General features: G+C 70.7%; 19 protein-coding genes and 2 pseudogenes. 14 read left to right on the forward strand and 7 right to left on the reverse strand.

Features of this window, described 5'->3' with window-relative positions:
• Positions 1-6 precede the first annotated feature (6 nt).
• From JO379_RS02765 to JO379_RS02785, 5 genes are all read left to right on the forward strand, one after another.
• Entirely contained in the window at positions 7-201 is a 195-nt protein-coding gene (locus JO379_RS02765; protein ID WP_209513612.1) for a hypothetical protein, read from the forward strand.
• Positions 202-203: 2 nt separating this feature from the next.
• On the forward strand, positions 204-842 hold the full coding sequence (locus JO379_RS02770) for an RNA polymerase sigma factor (RefSeq protein WP_209513613.1): 639 nt from the start codon (positions 204-206) through the stop codon (positions 840-842).
• A gap of 4 nt (positions 843-846) precedes the next feature.
• Positions 847-1,482 (forward strand): hypothetical protein, encoded by a 636-nt coding sequence (locus JO379_RS02775; protein WP_209513614.1) that lies wholly within the window; start codon positions 847-849, stop codon positions 1,480-1,482.
• Positions 1,483-1,906: 424 nt separating this feature from the next.
• Positions 1,907-3,463 carry an FAD-dependent monooxygenase gene (locus JO379_RS02780; RefSeq protein ID WP_209513615.1) on the forward strand — a complete coding sequence of 519 codons (1,557 nt, stop codon included), beginning with the start codon at positions 1,907-1,909 and terminating at the stop codon, positions 3,461-3,463.
• Positions 3,464-3,986: 523 nt separating this feature from the next.
• On the forward strand, positions 3,987-4,406 hold the full coding sequence (locus JO379_RS02785) for a hypothetical protein (protein WP_209513616.1): 420 nt from the start codon (positions 3,987-3,989) through the stop codon (positions 4,404-4,406).
• A 74-nt stretch (positions 4,407-4,480) separates the two neighbouring features.
• Here the strand turns inward: JO379_RS02785 and JO379_RS02790 are convergent, their stop codons facing one another.
• From JO379_RS02790 to JO379_RS33845, 4 genes and pseudogenes are all read right to left on the reverse strand, one after another.
• Positions 4,481-5,158: a response regulator gene (locus JO379_RS02790; protein ID WP_209513617.1), complete on the reverse strand. Its 678-nt coding sequence runs from the start codon at positions 5,156-5,158 to the stop codon at positions 4,481-4,483.
• Positions 5,155-6,333: a sensor histidine kinase gene (locus tag JO379_RS02795; protein WP_209513618.1), complete on the reverse strand. Its 1,179-nt coding sequence runs from the start codon at positions 6,331-6,333 to the stop codon at positions 5,155-5,157. The genes JO379_RS02790 and JO379_RS02795 overlap by 4 nt, the downstream gene beginning before the upstream one ends.
• A 94-nt stretch (positions 6,334-6,427) precedes the next feature.
• Positions 6,428-8,422 (reverse strand): hypothetical protein, encoded by a 1,995-nt coding sequence (locus JO379_RS02800; protein ID WP_209513619.1) that lies wholly within the window; start codon positions 8,420-8,422, stop codon positions 6,428-6,430.
• A 238-nt stretch (positions 8,423-8,660) separates the two neighbouring features.
• Positions 8,661-8,852, reverse strand: a pseudogene (locus JO379_RS33845) (IS630 family transposase); the annotation flags it as partial.
• A gap of 137 nt (positions 8,853-8,989) precedes the next feature.
• On the opposite strand from JO379_RS33845, the gene JO379_RS02810 reads away from it, so the two are divergent.
• From JO379_RS02810 to JO379_RS33065, 4 genes and pseudogenes are all read left to right on the forward strand, one after another.
• The gene (locus JO379_RS02810; RefSeq protein WP_209513620.1) at positions 8,990-10,009 is read left to right on the forward strand and encodes an asparaginase; all 1,020 of its coding nucleotides are present in this window, start codon (positions 8,990-8,992) and stop codon (positions 10,007-10,009) included.
• Positions 10,010-10,172: 163 nt separating this feature from the next.
• Positions 10,173-11,699, forward strand: coding sequence for an amino acid permease (locus tag JO379_RS02815; protein WP_209513621.1), 1,527 nt, complete (start codon positions 10,173-10,175; stop codon positions 11,697-11,699).
• 101 nt (positions 11,700-11,800) lie between these two features.
• On the forward strand, positions 11,801-12,601 hold the full coding sequence (locus tag JO379_RS02820) for a GNAT family N-acetyltransferase (protein WP_209513622.1): 801 nt from the start codon (positions 11,801-11,803) through the stop codon (positions 12,599-12,601).
• 41 nt (positions 12,602-12,642) lie between these two features.
• A pseudogene (locus tag JO379_RS33065) lies at positions 12,643-12,869 on the forward strand (hypothetical protein); the annotation flags it as partial.
• Here JO379_RS33065 and JO379_RS02825 read toward each other — a convergent pair.
• Entirely contained in the window at positions 12,821-13,801 is a 981-nt protein-coding gene (locus tag JO379_RS02825) for a winged helix-turn-helix domain-containing protein (protein ID WP_209513623.1), read from the reverse strand. The pseudogene JO379_RS33065 and the gene JO379_RS02825 sit on opposite strands and share 49 nt — an antisense overlap.
• A gap of 89 nt (positions 13,802-13,890) precedes the next feature.
• Here JO379_RS02825 and JO379_RS02830 point away from each other — a divergent pair, with 89 nt between their 5' ends.
• Together JO379_RS02830 and JO379_RS02835 are read left to right on the forward strand one after the other, a co-directional pair.
• Positions 13,891-15,222 (forward strand): MFS transporter, encoded by a 1,332-nt coding sequence (locus JO379_RS02830; protein ID WP_209513624.1) that lies wholly within the window; start codon positions 13,891-13,893, stop codon positions 15,220-15,222.
• Positions 15,223-15,255: 33 nt separating this feature from the next.
• Positions 15,256-15,840 carry a DinB family protein gene (locus JO379_RS02835; protein ID WP_209513625.1) on the forward strand — a complete coding sequence of 195 codons (585 nt, stop codon included), beginning with the start codon at positions 15,256-15,258 and terminating at the stop codon, positions 15,838-15,840.
• A gap of 173 nt (positions 15,841-16,013) precedes the next feature.
• On the opposite strand, the gene JO379_RS02840 is transcribed toward JO379_RS02835, so the two are convergent.
• Positions 16,014-17,309 (reverse strand): PAS domain S-box protein, encoded by a 1,296-nt coding sequence (locus tag JO379_RS02840; RefSeq protein ID WP_209513626.1) that lies wholly within the window; start codon positions 17,307-17,309, stop codon positions 16,014-16,016.
• 337 nt (positions 17,310-17,646) lie between these two features.
• On the opposite strand from JO379_RS02840, the gene JO379_RS02845 reads away from it, so the two are divergent.
• Genes JO379_RS02845 through JO379_RS02855 form a run of 3 tightly spaced genes read left to right on the forward strand, consistent with a single transcriptional unit; the run spans position 17,647 to position 22,354 of the window.
• Positions 17,647-19,002, forward strand: a complete 1,356-nt coding sequence (locus tag JO379_RS02845) for an ATP-grasp domain-containing protein (RefSeq protein ID WP_443742789.1) — start codon at positions 17,647-17,649, stop codon at positions 19,000-19,002.
• Positions 18,999-21,008: a PEP/pyruvate-binding domain-containing protein gene (locus tag JO379_RS02850; RefSeq protein ID WP_209513628.1), complete on the forward strand. Its 2,010-nt coding sequence runs from the start codon at positions 18,999-19,001 to the stop codon at positions 21,006-21,008. The genes JO379_RS02845 and JO379_RS02850 overlap by 4 nt, the downstream gene beginning before the upstream one ends.
• Positions 21,005-22,354, forward strand: coding sequence for an MFS transporter (locus JO379_RS02855; protein ID WP_209513629.1), 1,350 nt, complete (start codon positions 21,005-21,007; stop codon positions 22,352-22,354). Before JO379_RS02850 ends, JO379_RS02855 begins: the two co-directional genes overlap by 4 nt.
• On the opposite strand, the gene JO379_RS02860 is transcribed toward JO379_RS02855, so the two are convergent.
• Positions 22,242-22,874, reverse strand: coding sequence for an HAD family hydrolase (locus JO379_RS02860; RefSeq protein ID WP_209513630.1), 633 nt, complete (start codon positions 22,872-22,874; stop codon positions 22,242-22,244). The genes JO379_RS02855 and JO379_RS02860 overlap by 113 nt on opposite strands.
• Between the last annotated feature and the right edge of the window lie 506 nt (positions 22,875-23,380).

The raw sequence follows: 23,380 nt of genomic DNA on the forward strand, positions 1-23,380 counted from the left end.
TGGCTCGTGACTGTTAACGACGCGCTCAGCGCGCTGGTGGTGGCCACCGCGCTGCGTGTTTTCGCTCCGGACGTACGCACGCTGGCACGGCGCGTGCTCAGCGCCGGAGTACGGGTCGGCACTGCCGGGCTGCTGGGGGACACCCCCCGCACCACCCGCACGTCGCCCCTGCCACTGATCTCCCGCGACGAGGAGGTCTGACCATGCACACCCCGCCATCCGGCGAAGCCGACCGAACTGGCGAAGCCCAGTTCACCCTGCCCAGCAGCTTCCTCGACGAGCTCAACTCACTCGAAGGCATGCAGTACCAGATGCCGCCGGACCTGGAAGCCTTCTACGACCTGTACGCCAAGGCGCACCTGCGCTACGCCCACACGATGCTCGGCGACAAGAAGTCCGCCAAGGCCGTAGTCCGCCGCCTCTACTCCCACCTGGCCCTGAACTGGGTGGTCGTACTCAAGGAGGAGAGCCCCGAGGCATACGCCTTCGCCCTGCTCAAGCAACGGGTCGAGACACACTTGCGGCTCACGGGCACCGCCCCGCAGATGGTGCAGACCGCCAGCTTCCAGCAGGCCGCCCGCGCCACGCTCGAAGCCATGCGCGGCCAACTCCAGATCATGGAATCCTCCCTCGGCCTCTTCACCGCCATAGCCTCGCTCCCCGCCCGCCAGTACGACGTCATCGTGCTGCACTACCTGCTGGGCTACCCCAGCTCCCGCATCGCCGACATCATGGGCATCAAGCCCGACACCGTCCGCTCCCACCGCCGCCTGGCCCGGGAACGCATCGCCACCAAGCTCGGCCTGTCCATGACCCCGGCTGCCGACGAAGACAAGGAGTAACACCGTGCCGCGCAGCACCGACGAAGCCCTGGCTGAAGCCGGCTTGCCCGATCCCTTCAGCGACGAGGACATGGACGACCTGAAGCAGGAAATCGTCCGCGACGTCACCGCCGGCATGATGTTCGGCGCCCGGCCCGCGCCCGCAGGGCACTTCCCCACCGCGCACGACCGGGCCAACAAGGAGCTCCAGGACCTGGCCGCCCAGCTGCTCCACCGCGACGACGTCGGCGCCCGGCTGACCAAACTGTGCGACGAGGGCATCGACCCCGACGGCGCCCTGCACTTCGCCTGCCTGCTCAGCCTCGCCAACGAACCGACCTGCGCCCAGTTCTGGTGGCAGTTCTCCGCCGGCGCCGGCAACGCCCTCGCCGCCTACTGCCTGCACCTGCTCCACCTCGGCCGCGGCGACCTGCGCGACGCCGACCACTGGGCCTACCAGGCCGTCGCCCTTACCGACCACTACCCCAGCCCCTTCTCCCAGCGCGTCACCGGCCCCCAGCCGCACTTCCCCAGCGACGCCCTGCGCAAGGTCGTCGGCCGGCTCAAGGCCGACGAGGTCGAGGAGTTCGGCTTCGGCCGCGTCATGCACCCCGACCCCCACCTCGCCAACCAGATCGAAGAGCTGGCCGACGCCCTCTGACCTGCAAGACACGGCGGTCGGTTGCCCCGTCCAGGGGGCAACCGACTGTTCTTGTTTCCCTCGGCACCCGCCGAAACTCCCCGGCTCGGCCGTGAAAGGGCCGACGCACGCCCGAAGCTGCGCGGAGGCCGACCCAGGACCGGCTGCCTTGCCCCGCCGCCGCTTGCGTCGGGACTGGTGGCCATTCGGCCGCCGACGCTGAACCATGCGCAGTCGCTGCGGTCGCTGACCGCCAGACCACCTGACCGAGCCGATCCAGGGCCGGCCGGGACACCGGCGGGCGGCGGGTAGGGCAGCCGGGCAACAGCGCGGGCGGCCCGCTTCCCGTCCCGTTCGCCAGGCCGGTCCCTTGACATCGCGGCGCCTGTTGTGGCTGGTCAAGGCGGTGAAAGGGCCTCTTTGGCCCTCGGTCATAGTGGGCGCCATGGACTATGACGTAGTGGTGGCCGGAGGCGGCCCGGTCGGACTGATGCTGGCCTGCGAACTCCGGCTCGGAGGCACGCGGGTGGCCGTCCTGGAGCGCCTCACCGAAGTGAACCCGACGATCAAGGGCGGGGCGATCACCACGCCCAGCGCCGAGGCCCTCTACCGCCGGGGCATGCTGCCCGCGCTGGCCGAGGCGCAGCGGCAGGCGATGGACCGCTTCCAGGCATTCATGCGCGAGCGGAACGGCGGGGACGGAGGCGGGGCCGCCGGCCAAGGGCTCGGGTTCGTCGGGCACTTCGCCGGGATCATGCTGCGCGCCGACCTGGTCGACCGCACGGAGCCGGGCTTCGGCGACGCCGGACCCGCCGCCGAGATCCTCCTCGTGACGCAGCAGGAGATCGAGCGGCTGCTCGGCGAGCGGGCGGACGAGCTCGGCGTCGACGTGCGCCGGGGAGTGGAGCTGACGGGCTTCGACGCGGACGACGAGGGCGTCACGGTGCGGACGGACGGCGGGGCGATACGCGCCGGCTGGCTCGTGGGCTGCGACGGCGGCCGCAGCACGGTCCGCAAGCTCGCGGGGTTCGCATTCCCGGGTACGGACCCGGAGATCACCTGCCACCAGGCGGTGGTGGAGATGACCGGCACCGAGGACCTGACGGTCGGCTGGACCGCCACGGACACCGGGGTCTACGCCCACGGGCCGATGCCGGGCCGCATCGTCACCGTGGAGTTCGACGGCCCGCCGGCCGACCGGGACGCGCCGGTCACCACCGAGGACCTCCAGGAGAGCCTGCGCCGTGTCTCCGGCGTGGACGTCACGATCACCGAGGTGCGGACCGCGACCCGCTTCACCGACCACGCCCGCCAGGTCACCGAGTACCGCAAGGGCCGGGTGCTGCTGGCAGGCGACGCGGCGCACGTGCACTCAGCGTTCGGCAGCCAGGGGCTGAGCCTGGGCATCGGGGACGCGATGAACCTCGGTTGGAAGCTCGCCGCGGTGATCGCCGGCCGGGCACCGGAGAGGCTGCTGGACACGTACACCGCCGAACGGCACCCGGTCGACGCGGGGATCCTGGACTGGACCCGGTCCCAGGTCGCGGCCATGCGCCCGGACCCGCAGTCCCGGGCCCTGCGTAAGATCGTCAGCGACCTGGCGGGGACGGTCACGGGCACCACGTACCTCACCGCGCGGCTCAACGGCGCCGGAGTGCGGTACGAGCTGCCGGGCGAACACCCGCTGACCGGCCGCAGCGCCCCTGACCTCGAACTCGCCGACGGCAGCCGTCTCGCGGACCACCTCCACGGCGGCCGGGCGCTGCTGCTCGACCTCACCGACGACCCGGAGCTCCGGGCCCTCGCCGCGGGGTACGCCGGCCGCGTCGACACCCTGACGGCCGGCTGCCCGGCCCGCCCGGAACTGGCGGCCGTCCTCGTCCGTCCGGACGGCTTCACGGCCTGGGCGGCCGACGCGCAGGCGCCGACGCCGACGGCCGGGCTGGCGGACGCGCTGGAGGAGTGGTTCGGAGTGCCAAAGGGTGCGGTGACGCCGGGCTGATCCACCGCTCTGCTGACTGACTCGAACCACGAGCCGATCCCACCCACGGCCGCCGCATCCACCCGGTGTGGCGGCCGCCCGCACCCAATCCCGGCCCAGCAGCAGCCCACAGCTCTTAGCTTGGCCCGGCCGCATGGTCACTCTTTGGAGTGATCGCAGGGTATGGAGACGGCCTTGCTCGTGATCTGCAAGCACTCAAGGACCGTGATCACGAGCCGAATACGACCACTGGCCGTGTTGCCTGCGGGGTGCTCGGGTTGTGTGGAAGGCTCAGTGGGTCTCAGCCAGGCTGAGCAAGACGTCGGCTCGGTATGCCGGGTGCCCGGGCTCCATCGCGGCCGCCTTCTCGGCGGGCGGGGACTGCTGCTGGTTGAGTCGCTCCTGGACCGGGGCACCAGGCGGTATCCGCGCTCGGGATGCGCTGGTCGTGATGGCCATCGTCGTCACACGCCCCCCTACCACGCCGTACTCCAGGGAGGTTCGGGCGGTTCCCAGGACGCATTTCGAACGAGGAGGAGTTTCCATGTCCAGGAAGACATCCCGTACGGCAGTTGGCGGCCACCCCGGCATCAGGCGTCCCGGATGCGCTGCTGTTCCGAAGTCTCTTTGTGGGCAAGACCACGGTGCTCTCCTTGGTTACGAGCAGTGGGCAGATGCGGACGCCGTCCCGGCCGACGCCAGGGCGCGGACGTTCTACCGCCGCCTGAGCGTGATCACGGACGGCGAGCAGCGGGTTCCCAGGGTCATCGCGTTCGCCGAGATCGACGTCGACGACGCAGAGACAGCCCAGGTCATGCTCGACACCGTCACCCAGGCACTAGCGGCGGACTCGAAGCCGTACCACCCGTGGGGGATCTCGGCTACCTGTCCGAGTGGACGTCTCAGGAACACCACCAGGAGGGCTTCGCCGACACCGCCCGCTCGAGCCGCCCAGCCTGGCTGAGGCTCAGGGGCCTGCCGGGAGTGCGCCCGATCGGAGTGCGACGCCCGCGCTCTGGCCTTGAGGATGAAAGAGGTTCAGTCTTTCTCCGGTGTTCTGCGGCCGCTTTGCTCGTGCAGGTTGAGTTCGTACGCCAGCAGTGCCGCCTGCGTGCGGTTGTCGACGTCGAGCTTGGTGAGGGCCCGGGAGACGTACGTCTTGACGGTGGACGCGCTCATGTACAGCCGTTCGGCGATCTCGGCGTTGCTCATGCCCTGTCCGAGGAGGGCGAAGACCTCCCGCTCGCGTGTGCTGAGCCTGGCGATCAGGGCGCGGGCCTCGGCCGCGCGCCGGGGCACGGACGCCCCACGCGAGAGGAGTTGCTGGGTGACGGTGGGGGACAGCACGGTGCCGCCGGCGGCGACCGTACACACCGCGTGGATGAGCTGTTCCGGGTTGAGCTGTTTCAGCAGGAATCCCGAGGCCCCCGCGTGCAGCGCGGCGGTGATGTTCTCGTCCATGCCGAACGTGGTCAGGACGAGCACCTTGGGCGGGTCGGGCCGTGCGAGGAGGTGGCGCGTGGCGGCCAGGCCGTCGCAGCCCGGCATCTCGATGTCCATCAGCACCACGTCCGGCGGGCACCGGCGGGCCTGTTCGATGGCGTCGAGGCCGTCCCGGGCCTCCGCCGTGACCGTGATCTGCGGAGATGCCTCCACGATGGCGCGGATCCCGGCGCGCACCAGGGCGTCGTCGTCGGCGATCAGGACGCGGATCACGGGTTCTCCTGGGTGAGGGAAGCGGGGCGGGGGGCGAGGTCGCCGGGGAGCGGCAGTCGGGCCTCCAGGACGAATCCGCCGCCCGGCGCAGGGGCCGTCGTCAGGGCGCCGCCCGCGGAGCGGACCTCTTCGCGGAGCCAGGCAAGGCCGTGGCCGGTGCCCGGCAGCGGGTCGCTGTCCGGCGGCGGCACCTCGTTGGCCACGGTGACGATCAGCTCGGTGCCGGTCTGGTGGATCCGGATGTCGACGGCGGCGCTGCGGGCGTGGCGTGCAGCGTTGCTCAGCCCTTCCGCGACGACCTTGTAGGCGAGGTCCTGGGCGGCCGGGTCGGGAGGGACCGGGGAGATGTGGACGTTGATGGTGATCGGCCGGCCGCCGTCGCGGTAGCGGCCGATCACGGGGGCGAGGTCCGCCAGGGTGTGCCGGCGTTCGGCCGGCGGCACCTCGCCGGGGTCGGGCGTCTTCGCGAGCACGACGATCTCGCGCAGGGCGTGGACGGCGTCGCGCCCCGCGTCGGAGATGAGCCGGCACCCGTCCTTGACGGGTGCCGACGCGTCCTTGCGGACCGCGATGGCGCCGGCCTGGAGCACCATGAGGGTGATCTGACGCCCGACCCCGTTGTGGATGTCCCGTACGAGCCGTTCGCGCTGGCGCAGGGCCGCCTCGCGGAGCCGGCCCTCCTGGAGGAGGGCCTCCCTGGCCTGCCGCTCGGCGGTGAGCTCGGCCATCTTCCTGTTCGCCTTCGCCAGGCAGCCCATGAGCACCGGTACGAGCACGATGACCGCGGCCCCGAAGAAGGTGGCCTCCGGGTGCGGGGCATGCGCGATGAGCGACTCCGGCGTCGCGAGCGCGAAGACCAGGGAGACGAGCACCAGGACCGTGGCCAGTACGGAGTGGCCCTTGCGGACCGCGGTGTAGCAGGCCAGCGTCGTGCTCAGCAGATGGCCGGTGACCATCACGCCGGCGGCCGAGAGCACGCTGTAGGGCAGGAGGAAGCGCTCGCGCCACACTGTGGTCACCGCGATGGCGAGGGAGATCAGCAGGCCCGCGGTCCGGTCCGGGACGAGGCCCGCGTCCGGGACGACCAGCGCGATGTCGACGAGCGGGATGCCGTAGACCACCGCCAGGACGGTGTTTTTCCACCGGCTGTTGCACAGCGCGGTGTACCACTCCATGCCCGTACGCCCTTCAGATGATCACAATATGTCCGAATGGGTGGTGAGTCTATCCTCCGGACATCGTCGTCGGCCTTGCCCGGCGCTGCCGCCCTCAGGGCTTGCGCTGATCCCGTACGAGTTCCTGGAAGATCCGGTCCCGGTCGCGCTCCGGGTCGCGGAAGACCTCCTTCGCCGGGAAGTACTGCTGCTGCATCTTCCGCAGTTCCTCCGCGGACAGCGTGGTGCCGCTCGCGCCGGACAGGGCCTTGCGCACCTCGGCGAGCTTGCCGTCCGTCATGCTCTTCCAGCGCGCCTGACGGCGGTTGAGCTCCCGCTGGTCCCACACCCTGGCCCCGCTGGCGCGGAACTCGTCGTCGGAGATCCTGCCGATCAGCTTGTCCAGATACGGCTTCGCGCTCTTGTCGACGAAGTGGGCGTTGAAGGTGTCGAAACCGTTCTTGCCGTCCTTGCCGGGCTCGAGCACCGCAGCGAAGGCCCCCGTGGCGACCTTGACGATCTCCTGGGCGTACAGCTCGGCCCTGGCGTCCTGCTGCTCCCACATCTTCGCGTCGATCTTCTTCTTCAGCGTGGACTCGTGCGTGCTGATGCGCTGCTTCTCCTCGGCGGAGGCGGCACGGGCCCGGGAGTTCTCGGCGATCCGGGCGACGGCCGCCTTCTTGGCCTTGGCCCACTTGCCGAGGGTGACCACGTCGGACGTCAGGACGCGGTTGAACTTCTCGTTGAGCTGGGGGAAGAGCTCCTGGAGGGCCTGGCCTTCGAGGCGGTTGCGCCACTGTGTGTCACGGTGCGCCACCAAGTCCTTGACGGCGTCGTCCCACTGGCCGCGGTCGTGGGCGAGCTGCTTCTGCTCCGCGATCCATCCGGCGACCTCGTCGTACACGAGCTGTGCCAGCTGCTCGGCCAGCAGGGCGGGTTCGAGGAGCGGCGTGAGCTCCGGCTGGGCAACCATGGCGACCTGGAGCCCCTCGGCGACCGAGTCGAAGGCGAGGTTCCCGTAGTCCCCGGCCTTGGCGTCCTCGGCGACGGCGTAGCCGGTGGCGGCGATGCCCGCGTACGGCAGGATCTTGACGCCCAGCTCGCCGGCCCGGCCGACCCGGCGGCCCACCTCGGCGAGCAGGCCCGTGTCGGTGGTGAGTCCGTGCACGGCCTTCAGATCACGGCCGAGGGCTTCGGTGACCTGCGTGGAGAACGCCTCGAAGTCCTTCGCGCCGAGCTCGGCGGCCGCGGCGCCGTTGAGGACCTTGCTGGTTTCGCGCAGTGGTGACATCAGCGCCTTGGGGTTCTTCTCGAACTCCTCCAGCGAGGTGACGTACTCGACGTCGGCGCCCTGCGCACGCAGGCGTTCCTGGTGGGTGCGGGCGACCTTCGCGTCGTCGGCGGCCGCGATGCCGCACGCGTCGGCGGAACGCTTCGCCCTGCCCGACGCGCCGCTGGTGGAGCACACGCCGTTGCCGTCGGGCCAGCCCTTTCCGGCGAGCCACTGGCTCATGCCGGGGTGGGAGGGGTCGTCGACGCCCACGATGAAAAGGTACTTCCGGGGAATGTCCCCCTTGTACGCCCAGGCGCCGTTGGTCGACGCGCCGCCGAGCGGGCCGCCGCCATGGTCTCCCTTGAGCGTGCCGCCGAGGAAGTTTCCGTCCTTCTTCAGCGCGTCCCACCGGATCTTGACCCGGACGGCGTCCCCGTTGCCCTCGATAGCGTTTCCGCCCTCGATGCCCTTCTTCGTGGAGTCCCACATGAAGACGTGCTCGTGGTGTCCGTTCTTCGCGTACCCCGAGCCCATCCTCCGCAGTTCGGCGTCCAGGTCCTTTCCGTCGGCGAGCCAGCGGCTCTTCGACGTCTGGAGGCCGTTCCTGTTCAGCGATTCGCGCAATTCGCCGGTATTCGCTTCTCCGCGGGGCCGTTTGTCGACCACGATATGGGTGTACTCATCGGCGTGCGTCTGCGGTGAGACCGCCGCGCTGCCCGGCTTGTCGGGCGGAGCGGCCAGGGCGGTGGATTCGCTGGTGACGGCGAATACCACGGCCGACGCCATGACCGTCGTGATGACACGGGGTATGACGCGCTGCCGTCCTGTATTTCTCATTCTTTTCCTCTGCTGTAGCCGTACGGGAATTTCCGGTCCGGTGCCCGGATTTTTTCAGTTCTCGTAGCGGGGAATCGTCACCCAAACGGCCATTCGACTTCTCCCCCGGTCTACACGCCCCCTCCTGTGGGAGGGGTCACCCCTCCCCCTCGGGTAGGGGTAGGGGTGACCCCAGGGCGCGAGCGTTCTCATCGAGCCGTACGGTCACGTGGGAGGGCGGGTGCAGGTCGCCCGGCGCGTTCAGCGGCCCGAAGTCGTCCAGGCGAAAGACGGTTCCGGGCTCGCCGCCCTCGGGCATCACCTCGCCGTCGGCGATCGCGCAGAGGTGCTCGACACGGGCCTTGCGGGCGGCGTAGTCGGGATCGCGGGATGTCTTCCAGGTCTTTACACGTTGAAACGCCGGCCCCTCCTCGCGGAGCAGGGCCCGAAGGAGCACGCTCCGGCCGGGCAGCAGGTTGATCACTTCGAACTGGATCGGCCCCCGGGCTTCGTAGGCGCCCTGGGCAGGCCGGAAGGCGCCCGTTAGGCTCGCTGCCGCCCTGTCCGGACCGCTCTGCGAGGACATTTGTGAACACCTCTTCGCCTCCCACGGTGCTCGTGGTGACGCTCGGCGGCACCATCGCAATGACCTCCGCACCGGAGGGTGGCGTGCGCCCGGCTCTCGGCGCGCACGACCTCCTCGCCGCGGTGCCCCAGCTCGGGGACGTCGTCGCCCAAGTGAAGACCCTGGAATTCCGCAGCGTCCCAGGGGCGTCCCTGTCGATTGACGACATGAACGAACTGGCGGACACGCTAGGGGCGATGGACGCCGAAGGCACCCTCGACGGGGTCGTCGTCACGCAGGGCACCGACACCCTGGAGGAGACCGCCTATCTGCTGAGCCTCCTCTACGGCGGCACCGCGCCCGTGGTCGTGACGGGGGCGATGCGGCATCCGGAGATGGCCGGGGCGGACGGGCCCGCCAACCTGCTGGCCGCGGTCGCCCTCGCCGCCAGCCCCCAGGCCCGTGGCCTGGGCGTCCTGGTCGTCTTCAGCGATCAGATCTTCGACGCCGCCCGCGTCAGGAAGACCCACAGCACCAGCACCACGGCGTTCACCGCCCCCGGCACCGGTCCGCTGGGCACCGTTATCGAGGGACGAGTGCGGCTCCTGGCCGTGCCCGCCCACCGCCCGCCTCCGCTCACCGCCCCGATGCGGATCCCGGCCCGGGTCGGCCTGTATGTGGCCAGCCTCGGTGACGACGGAGTGATGCTACGTGCCATGGCCGAGCACGCCGACGGCCTGGTGATCGCCGCGTTCGGAGCCGGACACGTCCCCGCCGCATGGGTACCCCTCCTGGAGGACACAGCACGGCGTATCCCGGTTGTACTCGCCTCCCGCGCCGGCAGCGGCACGACCCTGACCCGCACCTACGGATTCCCGGGGTCCGAGAAGGACCTGCTGGGGCGCGGTCTGATCGGCGCCGGCCACCTCGACCCCCTCAAGGCCCGCCTGTTGCTCACCACCTTGCTGCGCACCGGCACCCACCGTGCGGGGATCCGCCGGGCCTTCGCCCCCTTGGGCACCACAGCGGAGGGCCGCGGGTGATGCGCCACACCGAGCTCACCTTCCACGTCACCGTGGGGCTCAAGGCTGGTAAGGCTGCGACTGCCGTATTCCGATCCGTCGGCGGGCTCCGCCGTGCCGCGCTGACGGCCCAGCAGCCACCCTGCCCCTTCCCTTTTCGTTCTTCCCTGTGCGGAGGATCTCAATGCGCTCATCAGCACGTGCACGATCGCAGCGGTCCGAGCTACTGGACGACGAGCGCGTACTCAGGGAGCTCGGCTATACCCAGCAACTGCGCCGGCGCATGGGCGCCTTCGGCAACTTCTCCGCTTCTCTGTCGGTCATCTCCATCATGTCCGGGGCGCTGCTGCTTTTCGGCTACGGCCTGAACAGCGGTGGGCCCGCGGTGGTGGTGTGGGGGTGGCTCGCCGTGGGACCGCTGGTGCTGTGCCTGGCCGCGGCGCTGGCCGAGATCACCTCCCGATACCCCACCAGCGGTGGTCTGTACTACATGGCCCGCCAGCTCGGCGGCGAGCGGTGGAGCTGGTACACCGGCTGGCTCAACCTTCTGGGGCTGCTCGGCGGGATCGCGGCCCAGGACTACGGCATCGCGACCTTCACCGCCGCCTGGGCGAACCTGCAGTTCGGCTTCGTGGCGACCCCAGGGTCCCTGCTGATCGTTTTCGCGGTCATCCTCACGCTGCACGCGGTCTTGAATCTCTTCGGCACCCGGCTGATGAACGTCCTGACCTCCCTGAGCGCGTGGTGGCACCTGGCCGGGGCCGTCGTCATCGTCGGCGCCCTGACCCTCGTCCCCTCTCACCACCAGCCGGCCGGCTTCGTGTTCTCCGAGTTCACCAACAACACCGGCTGGTCGAGCCCCGTGTACGTGGTCCTGCTGGGCATGCTGCTGCCGTGCTTCGCTTTGGCCGGCTACGACACATCGGCCCACCTGAGCGAGGAGACCAGTGGGGCTTCCGTGGCCGCGGCGCGCGGGATCGTCCGCTCGGTGGCGGTGTCCTGGGTCGCCGGCGGTATCTTGCTGGCCGCCTTGCTGTTCGCCGTCCAGGACTACGCCGCGACGCTGGGCAGCGAGACCGGGGTGCCGGTAGCGCAGATCTTCCTGGACGCGCTGGGTGTGGCGACGGCGAAGGCGTTGCTACTGGTGATCATCGTTGCGCAGTTCCTGTGCGGCTACACCGTCACCGCCTCCGCCAGCCGCATGATCTACGCCTTCGCCCGGGACGGCGCCCTGCCCGGCTCGGCGCACTGGCAGAAGGTCAGCCGCCGTACTGCCGTCCCGGCGAACGCTGTCTGGCTCGCCGTCGCTATCGCCTTCGTCCTGGCCCTGCCGTCCCTGTATTCCGCCACGGCGTTCGCGGCGGTGACCGCGATCTCCGTCGTGGGCTTCACCCCGGCCTACGCCATCCCGGTGCTGCTGCGACTGCGCCACCGGGACCGGTTCACCCCCGGGCCCTGGCACCTGGGCCGCTGGAGCCGGCCGATCGGCTGGGTGGCAGTGCTCTGGGCAGCCGGGGTCACCGTGCTGTTCCTGCTGCCGCAGACCAGCCCCGTCACCGCCACGAGCTTCAACTACACTCCCGTCGCCTTGCTGGTGGCCCTCCTCGTGGCCGCCCTGTGGTGGCGCTTCGGACGCCGCTCCTACGGTGTCCCCCGCTCCGGCACAGCAAACGCCCACGACCAGGCCGAAGAGGCCGAAAACATCATCTGATGAGAACCGTCGCCAGTAGAGTCCCCACTGCCGCAGAGGCGCGAGAGGCACCCAGTACCTGCACGGGGACCTTGTCAAGCACCACGAGTGATGGAGGCACGGTGACTGTTTCCGCGGAGTCCCTCGAATCGGTACAACAACTCACCACCGTCTGGCGGACCATGGTGCTCGACCGCGACCCGGACGCGGACGTACGCGAACTTCCGGGCATCACCCTCCGCTGGGCCGACAGCCGGTTCGGGTTCTTCAACTGCATCACCTTGACCGAGACGGAAGCAGGAGCAGACCTCCTCAAGCACCGTCTGAACCAGGCCGCGGGCATCATGCGGACAAAGAAACACCCGGGCCTCCTATGGCTCTTCGAAGACCTCCTCGACAACAAGGCCCGCACCGCACTGGAGACGACGGCCGAGCAGGCCGGCCTCCAGTACGCCTTCCCCGGCACGGGCATGGCCGGCGACCTGCTCCCCATCCCCGAGCCGTCCCACCCCGATCTGACATTCGCCCGCGTGCGCACCGACGAGCAGTTGCAGGCCTACGCCGACCTCCAATCACGCGCCTACGGCTTCCCTCTGGACGAGGGCCGCGACGGCCTCGTGGGATCCACACTCTGGAAGAACGAGGTGCATGCCTACCTGGCCCTGCGAGGCGACGAACCGGTGGCGTGCGCCGCCACGACCGGGGCACAAGGCCGCCTGTTCGTCGCATTCGTCGCCACCGACCCGCAGTGGCAGCGCAAGGGCTACGGGGAAGCGGTCACGCGCAAAGCGCTGCACGAAGGCGCGCTGGCCACCGGACTGACCCGCGCCACACTGCACGCCACCGCCGCCGGAGCCCCCGTATACCCACGCATCGGATTCCAGCCGAACACACGAATCCACTTCTACGCCCTGAAAGACTGATCCGGTGAGGCAGGTCTCGTCAGACCAGGCAGGCAGCTGACGACGGAAGCGGACTCGGCATGAACCGCTGGGTCGTCGAAGCGGCCTTCGCACCTCTGCGCTGGTTCCGCCGACTGCGTACCGCTGGGAAATCCGCGCCGACATCAACCGGGCCTTCCTCACCCTCGGCTGCACGATCATCTGCTGGCGGCGCCTCAAAAACAGTGCTGATCTGAGCCCTCAGCCCGAACCGGCGGCCAGCGCCTCGCCGAGCGGGGTGCGCCGGTAGAGCACCGACCGTCCGGACCGGGCGCGGACGAGCAGCCCCGCGCCTCGCAGGATGGCGAGGTGGTCTCCAACCGCGCCGGGTGCCATGGCGAGGCTTCGGGCGAGGTGGCTCGTACTGGCCGGGGCGTCCAGCGCCAACAGCAGCCGGGCTCTCGCCCGGCCGACCAAAGCGGTCAGCGCGTCCGGTTGGAGAACGGTCGCCTGTTCGTCCCACAGGGCGGCGGTGCCGCGGGCAGGATAGACCAAGGTCCTGGGCCAGGGGTCTTCCAGGTGGGCGGCGATGTTCCCGACGAAGACCGAAGGGATCAGCAGTAGCCCGTCGCCGGCGAGACGGACGTTTCCGACCGGGGGGAAGAAGCCGATCTCGATACCGCCGGCGCGCCAGGCGACGCTCGGGTGCAGGCTCTCGATGGTCGTGGCCCATCCGTGTTCGCCGATCACACCCACCCGGTGCACGACATCGCGCTCACAGATCGCGCGCAGTTGCGGCCAGTCCGTGGCGAGCAGCTCGTGCCACGCCTGGTCCATCGCCTCGGCGATCCTGGAGACGGCGTCCGTGGAGTCCAGCACTGCGCGTACGCGGGGATCATGGGCGGACGGGCCGGTCGCGGTGGTGGCGAATTCATGGCGGGCCGCTTCCAGCGGTGTGGCCCGGATCATGGCCAGGTCGTCTGCCCAGGTCTGGTTGAGACCGCGCGGGGGCGGGGCGACGAAGTCCGGCCCGGATTGCGGGGTGTGCAGGGCGAGGGCGGCGTCCAGTTCGGTCTCGCGGCGAAGCCGTTCAAAGGCCGGCAGGAGCCGGGTGGCCCAGGCTCGCGGCAGCGGCCGGTTTTGGCCGGCGAGCGAGCGTAGTAGTAAGCAGAGGTCCATCGCGGGCGACAGTGCGAAGCGGCTGCGCAGCAGGTCCTCGGCGGAAACGTCGAAGCGGAGCACCCCGTGATGCTACCGCCGGACGCCTGTTCCGATTCGTCCAGCGACGAATCATTGGTGAGTGGCGCGGGCGCACGGCGAGGCTGGGCGTCATGACCCCAACCGCCGAACCCGCGCAGGGCAATCACCGTGCCACCTACCGGGAGGTGCTGGCCGAGCCGCGATTCCGGCTGCTCTTCTCGACCCGCGCCGTCGCGATCACTGCGGGCTCGCTGCGGATCACCACGTTCTCGGTGCTGGTCTTCGCGGCCACCGGCTCCGCGCTGTTGAGCGCACTGGCCTTCGGCATCGGCTTTCTCCCGCAGTTGTTCGGCTCGCTGCTGCTGGGCTCACTGGCCGACCAACTGCCACCCCGTGCGCTCATCGCCGGCGGCTACGCCTTGGAGTGCGCCGCCGCCCTGCTGCTCGCCCTGGTGCGGATGCCGATCGCGGCAAGCCTCGGTGTCGTGGCGCTGGTCGCCCTCGCCACACCGGTGTTCGGCGGCGCGTCGGGTCGGCTGGTCGCGCAGTGGCTCAAGGGCGACGCCTATGTACTGGGCCGTTCACTGAACAACGTCGCCTCCTCTGGCGCGCAATTGTTCGGTCTGGCGCTGGGAGGTGCGGTCGTCGCGGTACTCGGCCCGCACCGGGCGCTCGTGGTAAGCGCCGCCCTCTACCTCGGCTGCGCGCTCGCCGTCCGCATCCGGCTACCCCGGCTGGAGCCGGGAGAGTTCGGTGGCACACCCGGCAGGGCTCGGGGCGATGGCGGGGCCGTCCGGGCAAGCCTGCACGGTGCCGGCCTGCTGCTGCGCGGACACACGGTACGACGACTGATGCTGGCCCAGTGGCTACCGCCCGCGTTCGTAGCGGGCGCGGAAGGTCTGATCGTCGCCTACGCGGGAGGACACCACTTCGCGCCCGGCCGGTACGCGGTGCTGATGGGCTGTTTGCCGGTCGGCATGCTTGTCGGTGACCTGCTGGTGGGTCGACTGCTACGGCCACCCACCCGGGAGCGACTGGTAGTCCCGTTGATTGCGCTGACGGGACTGCCGCTGGTCGGCTTCGCTACCGAGCCCGGAGTGGGCGTCTCGTCCTGTCTGCTGCTGCTCTGCGGCTTCGGATTGGCCTACGGTCTCGGCCTGCAACGGCCGTTCCTGGACGCCCTGCCGCAGGAGGGCCAGGGCCAGGCCTTCGGTCTGCTCGGCTCCGGCAGCATGACGCTGCAGGGCGTCGGGCCGGCCTGCTTCGGCTCGGTGTCCGCAGGCATCGGAACAGGCGGCGCGATCGCCCTGGCAGGCGGCGCGGCGGTCCTTACCGCCGGCTGGATTCTCACCTGGCACCCGCCCGCCTCCCCGGTCCCCGTCCCGAACTACTCAACGGGATCAGAGAACAGCACCGAACAGCATGCGTGTAGTTGCTGTTGCGGACCACGTACGGGATCTTGAGACCACGAACAGCCCATGGAAGGTTCATGCCGCATGATCGATGAATTCGCGAAGGACAGCCTGCACGGGAGACTGCGGCGGGACCGCAAGGCGCTGCTCTGGAAACTCGACGGCTTGTCCGAATACGACGCCCGCCGGCCTTTGACCGCGACCGGGACCAACCTCCTCGGCCTGGTCAAACACGTGGCCGGCGTCGAGGCCAGGTACTTCGGCGAGGTCTTCGACCGCCCTTCCCCGGAACCGCTGCCCCGGTGGCAGGACCATGACGGCAGCGATCAGTGGGCGGCCGAGGACGAGACCCTCGATCAGATCACCGGGTTCTACCGGCGCACGTGGGAACACTCGGACGCGACGATCAACGAGCTTCCCCTCGACGCCCCCGGCCACGTGCCGTGGTGGCCGGAGCCTTATCCCAACACGAACCTGTTCGCCATCGTGGTCCACGTCCTCGGCGAGACCATCCGGCATGCCGGGCACGCCGACATCCTGCGCGAGGGCCTCGACGGCCGGACCGGGGTGCGCGCCGAGCACGAGCAGCAGATCGACCAGGAAGCCCGTGCGGCCTACCGCGCGAAGATCGAGCAGGCCGCCAGGTCCGCCGCACCCATCAAGGCTTAGTCAGACATACCAGGCAGCCTGATCCCGGGCTTGCGATTTCCGAGCACCCCGGCCATCTGCCGGCCCACATCCGGTCTCGGACACGTCCACCGCGACAGCCCCCGACACGCAGGGCCCGGCCCGTTCAGCACTGCGCGGCCTCGCACCGCGGAAGGCTCGCCGCTGCCCTTCCCTCAGACAGCGCTGAGTGGATGGGCAGCCGTGGCGGAGCGCGGAGGCCAGGCGCACGGGGCCAGGATGCCGAGGACGTAGGCGCGGGCGACGAGGGCCGGGCGGGTCGCCGCCCCCAGGACATGCCGCAGGCGGCTGAGGTGGTAGTCGACCGTCTGCCGGGACAACTGCAGCGAAGTGGCGATGTCGCCGTTGCTGCTGCCCTCCGCCAGGAGGGAGAGGATGCGGACCTGCGCGGCGGTGAGCGGCGCATGCGCCTCGTGGGCGAGGCTCTGGTGTGTGACGACGGCCCAGACGTGCCGGGCCCGGGTGACGGAGTGGCCGATCGTCGTCAGGTGGAGCCGCGCGCGGCGCTGCAACCCCTGGGCGTCCACGAGCACCGCGGATGTCTCGACCCTTCTGGTGCGGCGCGCTATCAGGCCGTTCCAGCGCCGGTGCAGCCGGTCGAGATCGGGTTCCGGGGCGAGCAGGGTGTGCGCGCGGCGGCCGACCAGATCGTGCGGGCTGAGCCGGAACAGTTCGGCCGCCGCCGCGCTCGCCTCGACCACGCGCCCGTTCGCCGAGAGCAGCGCGCAGGGCAGGCCGCTGTGGTCGCGCAGGGCCTCCAGGTGCTCCTCGGCCTCCTGCCACTGGGCCGTGGCGCGCAGGTGGTCCGTGACGTCCACGTAGATTCCGGCGACGCAGGTCTGCGCGTTCTCCCGTACGGGAAAGCGGTGGCCCACCGCCCGGCCCGCGCTGCCGTCCTGGCGCCGGTAGCCGAGGGTGTGCCGTACCGGCGTACCCCGGCTGAGGACCTCCTGGTCGAGGGTGCGGAACCGGTCGGCCTCGGCGGGCTCGTCGAGGTCCTCTATGTACTTTCCGACGACCTGTTCCGGGACCGTGCCGTAGAGGTGCCCGTAGGCGTGGTTGGCCCACAGGTAGCGTCCGTCCTTGTCGCGGATGAAGGCGGCGGCCGGGGCGAGGTCCACCAGGTCCGCGAAGGCCGCGTGTCCGCCCGGGGCCTCGGTGCGGGTGTCGGCCTCCACCGCGAGGCCGCGCGCACGGCCGTGGGCCCGGCCCTCGCTCGGGAGTCGGCTGACGTCGAAGGCGCGGCCGTCGAACCGGATCCGTCGGCGGCCCTCCTGCGGCGAGTGCCCCGGGTCGGGGAGTTCCCGGCGCAGCCGGTCCAGGAAGCGCCGCGCCGTGCCGGAGTCGGTGAAGGCGCCGCCTCCCTGTTCCAGCACCTGCCACGTCTCGTCGGCTTCCCACCAGAACACGGGAAGGTGCTCGAGCAGTGCCTTGAGACTGGAATCGTCCACAGCGCTCTCCGTCCGTATACGACTGGCTGACGCGCAGTCATACGGCGTTGGATATCCCGCACCCACTCCGCACATGCCCGGATCCCGGCCGGGGTGCCGTCGCGCCGAAAGCCGCTGCGGAGGCGGAGGCGCCCCGGGACTCAGGCAAATGCCTGAGTCCCGGGGGTCCCCGGAGGCGTCGCGGGCGGTTGCGGCCTGGTCCCCTGGAGTAAGCGGGTGAACACGTTCCGCCACGCGGACCGGAGAGCCACCGGGCTCACCGCACGTTCCCCCGCATATGGCGATCCGTCGAAAACCGGATGATTGGAGACGAACTTCAGTGAGCAAGGTGCTGTTAGTGCATGCCAAGGGTGGTCCGCCGCTCGGTCACGTCCTGTCCCGGACGGCCGCGAGGGCGGAAGTGCACCTGCTGGCGCTCAGCGCTCTTCCTCCCGCCGTGGCAGGCTCCGCCCGCAGACTGTGCGCCTCGGTCGTGACGCCTGCCGGCGCACACCGCTCCGACCTGGTGTCCCTGATCGTCGCGCGGGCCGAGGCCGTGGGCGCGGACGCGGTGCTCACCTTCTCCGAGTATGCGGTCGTGGCCGTCGCCGAGGCGTGCGAGGCGCTCGGTCTCGCGGGGGCAGGCGGTGCCTCCGCGCTCGCCCGCGACAAGCGGCTGATGCGCCGCACCTGGCAGCGACACGGGCTGTCGCAGCCCGAGTTCCGTCCCGTGGGCACCGAGGCCGACCTGCACGCGGCGGCTCGCTCCCTGCCCGGCCCGCTGCTCCTCAAGGCGGCCTGGAGCGCCGGCTCCACCGCGCACCAGATCATCCGCTCCCCGCACGAGGTGTCGGCCGCCTGGGCCCGCTCCTGTGACGTGATGGCCGAATCGGCCCGGCTGGGCTACGCGGAGCTGCACGTGGCCGAGGCCGACGCGGACTACGTGGTCGAGCAGATCGTCACCGGCACCGCGTCGGACTGGTTCGACGAGCCCGGCTGGGGCGATTACGTCAGTGTCGAGGGCGTCGTGGCGAACGGCACCTTCCACCCGGTGTGCCTCAGCGGGCGGATGCCCACGGTCGAGCCGTTCACCGAACGCGCGAGCATCACCCCCGCCCTGCTGGCCCGGGACGCCCAGGACCGGATCGTGGACCTGGCCCGCCGCGCGGTCGACGCCCTCGGCCTGCGCGACTGCGGGACCCACACCGAGATCAAGCTCGGCGCCGACGGCAGCATGTGGCTGATCGAGACGGCCGCCCGGTTCGGCGGCGCGATGACCGTGCCGCAGATCGAGGAGGTCTTCGGGCTCGACCTCGTCGGCATGCTCGTCGACCACCTCCTCGGACACCCGGTCGCATGGCCCGAGCAGGTCCTCACCCCGGCGCAGGCGCGCGGCGCGGCGGGCTCCCTCGTCGTCCTCGCGGTCGACGGCCGCGGCCGGGCCTGGCCGGTCCGCAAGGTCTGGGACTTCCGCGCCGTCTCGGCGGACATCACCCTCAGCCGAGGCAGCCGCCTGTCGGTGGTCGAGGAGAGTTCGCTTGCCGACGGCAGTGTCGTGCCCGTGTACGACCCGGCCGCCGGTGCCAACACCATGGCGGCCCTGTGCCTGCTCTCCGCCGCCGACGCGCGGACCGTGCTCCGCGACTTCGAGACCCTGGTGGACGCCCTGCCCCGGGTGCTGCCCGCCGCTCAGCCCGAGGAGGTTTCGGTATGACCGCCCAGCTGCTCACCGGTGCCGCCGAACCGGTCACGGACCGCACGGTCGTCGGCGAGAACCTCTCCCTGCCGCTCTTCCGCACCCTCTCCGGGGTCCTGGCGGGACACCCGTACCTCAAGGTCGTCGTCGACCGTGCCGAGAACACCTGGCACCTGCTCGACACCGCCGCGCACCCCTTCCACGTCAACTACATCGCCACCCGCATTCTGGGCATGGACCTGACCACGCTCGACGCGGAGCTCGACGCCTTCAACGCCTCCGTCTACATGGACCCCGGGCGTCGCTTCCTGCTCGGTGTGCTGTCCCTGCACACCGAACAGGTCACGGACGGCCGCGAACGCACGTTCCTCGTCCTGGAGACGACCGAGGCCGACACCATGCACGGCGAACTCCTCTCGTTCTTCTACGAGTTCGTACGGGCACGGGTCGACGGCAGGCTGCCCCTGCTCCTCAAGCCCGCCAACCACGGGCAGGAGGAGGAGCTGGCGGCGATCAGTGAACTGTGCGTGCCGCGCATCCTCAGCCACGAGCTCTTCGGTTCCCGGGCCCGCGCCCCGCTCAATCCCGGCGAGGCCACCGGGCGGCTGCGGTTCTTCCGTACGCGCGAGGAGTACGCGGCGGCGGAGGCCGGGCTCGGCTGGGCGGACATCGTGGCCATGCCCTGCCTGCCGGACGACGTCCCCCGGGTCGCCGGATTCCTCAACACCGCGCCGATCACCCCGCTATCGCACACCAACGTCCTCGCCTCCGGCTGGGGCATTCCCAACGCGATCGTGCGCGACCTGGAACAGCTCGTCGACAAGGACGGCCTGGACGGCGCGTGGGTCCGCTATCGGGTCCGCGAGGACGAGATATCCCTCGAGCGGCTCGACCACGAACCCGACCTGCGGGCTCCGGCCTGGCACCAGCAGCGCATACGCCTCGAACCGCCGCTGCTCGAAGACGTTCCCGTACTGGCCCTGCACCGGCTGCGCAGCGCCGACCGCGACCGCTACGGCACCAAGGCGGCCAACCTCGGCGAGCTGCACCACGTACTCGACAGCCGCACGGCCGACCTGACCGCCTTCTACGGGCGGCCCCGCCCGCCGCGCGAGGACCTCTACGGGCATCTCGCGGCCCGCCTCGGCCTGAACGCGCCCTCCCTTGCCGAATTACGCGCCGCTGCCGCCGCCTTCGTGGCCACGACGGTCGGCGCCCCCGAAGGCGTCGCGCTGCCCTTCGCGCTCCAGCAGCACTTCCTGGCCTCCTCCCCCGCCCTCCAGCAGGGCATCGGCAAGCTCAAGATGGCACTCGAACTCGACGCCACCGACGTCCTGGACTCGCTCTGCCTGCAGCTCCAGCACCTGATCCGGCACACCCCCGTCCCCGAGTCGGTCACCCGGCAGATCCGCCAGGCCTTTGCCGCCCCCGCCGACCCGCGCGGCCGCCTGGTGGTGCGCTCCTCGTCCAATGCCGAGGACCTTCCGGGGTTCTCCGCGGCGGGCGTCTACGACTCCGTCACCACCGCCCACGGAGCCGACGGACTCCTGGACGCCGTACGCCAAGTGTGGGCCTCGCTGCTCTCGCCCCGCAGCGTGCGCCTTCGCCACCAGGTCGGCATCTCCCTGGACGACACCTACATGGGCGTCATCGTCCAGGAGTACGTCCCCGCCTCGCTCGGCGGCGTTCTGGTGACCTGCGACCCGACCCGTCGCGAGGACTTCCGCAACGTCTACCTCAACTGTTCCCCCGGCTCCCCGGAGCAGGTGGTCGAGGGTTCGGTCCTGCCGCAGCAGTACCTGTACAACACCGTGGAGGGCGGCGGCCGTACCGTCGCCCTGGGTTCCTCGGGCGACGGGCTCTCCGCCGCCACCCGCGCCCGGCTTGCCGACCTGTGCCTGACCGGGCGGCTCCTGCAGTCCCACTTCAGCGGGTCCGACGTGGACCGGCCGTTGGACATCGAGTGGCTGATGACCGACCGGGGCGACTTCCGGCTGGTCCAGGTCCGCCCGTACGCGCTGTGAGGGCGCGCTCCAGCCGGCGGGGGGCGGGCACCGGCCCGACCGTCACCGCCCGCCGGATCATCCGGCTCAACTACGGCTTCCAGCTGCTGTTCAACCTGCTGTGGTGGATGCCGGTGTTCTACGCCTACCAGAAGGCGGCCGGGCTCTCGGACGGGCAGATCTTCGGCATCCAGAGCATCTACTACGTGGCCTTCTGCCTGTTCGAGATCCCGACGGGCCTGATCGCCGACCGGATCGGCACCCGCAACTGCCTGCTCGCCGGCGCGGTAGTCATGACCGCGGCGAACCTGGCTCCGGTGGTCAGCGCCTCCTACGCCGGCTTCCTCGTCCACTTCCTGGCCATCGCCGCTGGCCGTTCCCTCACCTCGGGAGCGGCCAGCGCCTACCTGTACGACGGTCTGCGCGCCGAGAAGTGCGACGAGCACTACCTGAGGGCGGAGGGCACCGCTCGGGCGCTGGGGCTCGTGGCGAAGGTCGTGTGCTGGCCGCTGGTCGGACCCCTGATGGCCGTGGCACATCCGGCCCCGTACGTGCTCAGCGCCGCCAGCGCGGCGGGCTCCCTCGCCTGCGCCGTCGCGCTGCCCCGCCTTGCGGGGGCGGGCGACGGTACGGGGAAGACGGACGGAGGGCACGGGGGCGGCGCGTTCCTGCGGGACGCGGGCGCCGCGCTGCGCTGTGTCGCCTCCTCACGATGGCTGACCCTGGTGATGGTGCAGGGCGTGGCGATCTTCACGCTCTCCCGGATCTGCCAGGTCAACCTCTTCCAGCCGATCCTGCTGGACCACGGCATCGCGGAAGCCTCGCACGGCAGCGTGATGGCGGCGATGACGGTGGCGGAGGCGGTGGCATCGGCCCGTCCGCAGTGGCTGAGCCGCCGCCTGCCACCGGTCGCCTGGGTCTCGGTCCTCAGCCTCGCGCTGGCGGGCAGCCTGGCAGCCATGACATTCGGCGGGCCGTGGGCCGTCGTCGCGCTGCTCTGCCTGTTCGCCGCCGCGACCGGCTTCGCTTACCCCGTCCAACGCAAGCTGATGAACGACGCGGTGCCCGCGCACGCCCCGCGCGCCACGCTGCTCTCGGTCGAGAGCATCGTGGACCGCGCGGTGTGCGCACTGGCCGCGATCGCCGCGGGCGCCTATCTCGCCGCCGGACGCCTGGACGCCTTGCTGTGGCACAGCGCGCTCGCCACGGCGGTGCTGCTCGGGGCCTTCCAACTGCTGGTGCGCAGCGGGGTGGTCAAGCGGGAGAGCGCCGGCCAAGGAGTTCGACCAGCCGGACCGGGAGAAACGCGGGCCGGTGCGGCCGACCGACCTGGTACGGCACGAAACCGAGCGAGGAAGCCGCTCTGACCTCCTCGGCCGTCTCCGCCTGATAGACCACTCGGCAGCGGCCCGAGCCGGCCTTCGCCCGCTGCCACAGAGCGGGGGCCGGTTTGCGTTCCGCCTCGGTACGCGGGGTAAGGACGCGGTCGCCGAAGTCCTTCCAGGCGAACGGCTCGGGCCCCCGCCAGGTGGCGTCGACCTCCTGACGCAGCCTGGCGGCGCGCTCGGCGTCGGTCGTACCCCAGGAGGGCGGCACATTGGTGATCAGGCCGACGGGAATGCGGCGTAGGCGCAGGGCACGCAGATAAGAGGCCGCGCCGGGTTGATAGCCGGTGCTGCCGTCGTCGGCGGTGTGCACGAGGGTCTCGCCCAGGTCGAAGTACACGATGGGGCACGCCCGTTCACGCGCGGCGGCCGTCGTTCTCGTGACCCCGCTCGCGTCTTCGGGCAGCGCCGCGCTCACCGTGGCGCTGAGCACGGCCCACACCACAGCCGCGCTCAGCGCGAGGCTTGCCCGCACGGAGCCCTTGGAGGCGGATCTGTCCATACGTCATCGCCCTTTCGTCGTGCACACCGGTCCACCACGCCCTACCCGTGCACACCGCGTATCACCCGGATCTCGCGGGGCCGTCCTCGGAGATGCACCGTACCGGCGGCCCCGGGGCGCGGGCGCCTGGCCCAGGTGCACTGTGTGGATGCGGTTCGTACAGCCACCGTGTGGCCGGGGGCAGCGGGCAGCCGGCCGCAACCATCCGTACTCGGTCGCCGACTGTGCGGTCTCCAGGAGTTCGGCCCGTTCCCGGCGCGCCAGTGGGGAGCGGAGCAGAGCGGCGTGCGATGCCTCGTTCAGGTCCGGACACCCGGTCCGGCCCGCGTCCCGCAGCTCACCATCCCCGCACCGGGACCGCGTCCGCGTTCCGCATCGCCCAGGTCGGACGAACGCTTCGGCGCAGGCCACTCCAGCAGGCAGCAGTCTTTGAGGAGCGGTCCGAGTTTCCGAACTTCTTTTGCCGTCGGTGCCGCGCAGTCGGATGGGGACCAGTGCGCGTGCGC

This window comes from Streptomyces syringium (assembly GCF_017876625.1).
In the GTDB taxonomy this organism is placed as follows: domain Bacteria; phylum Actinomycetota; class Actinomycetes; order Streptomycetales; family Streptomycetaceae; genus Streptomyces; species Streptomyces syringius.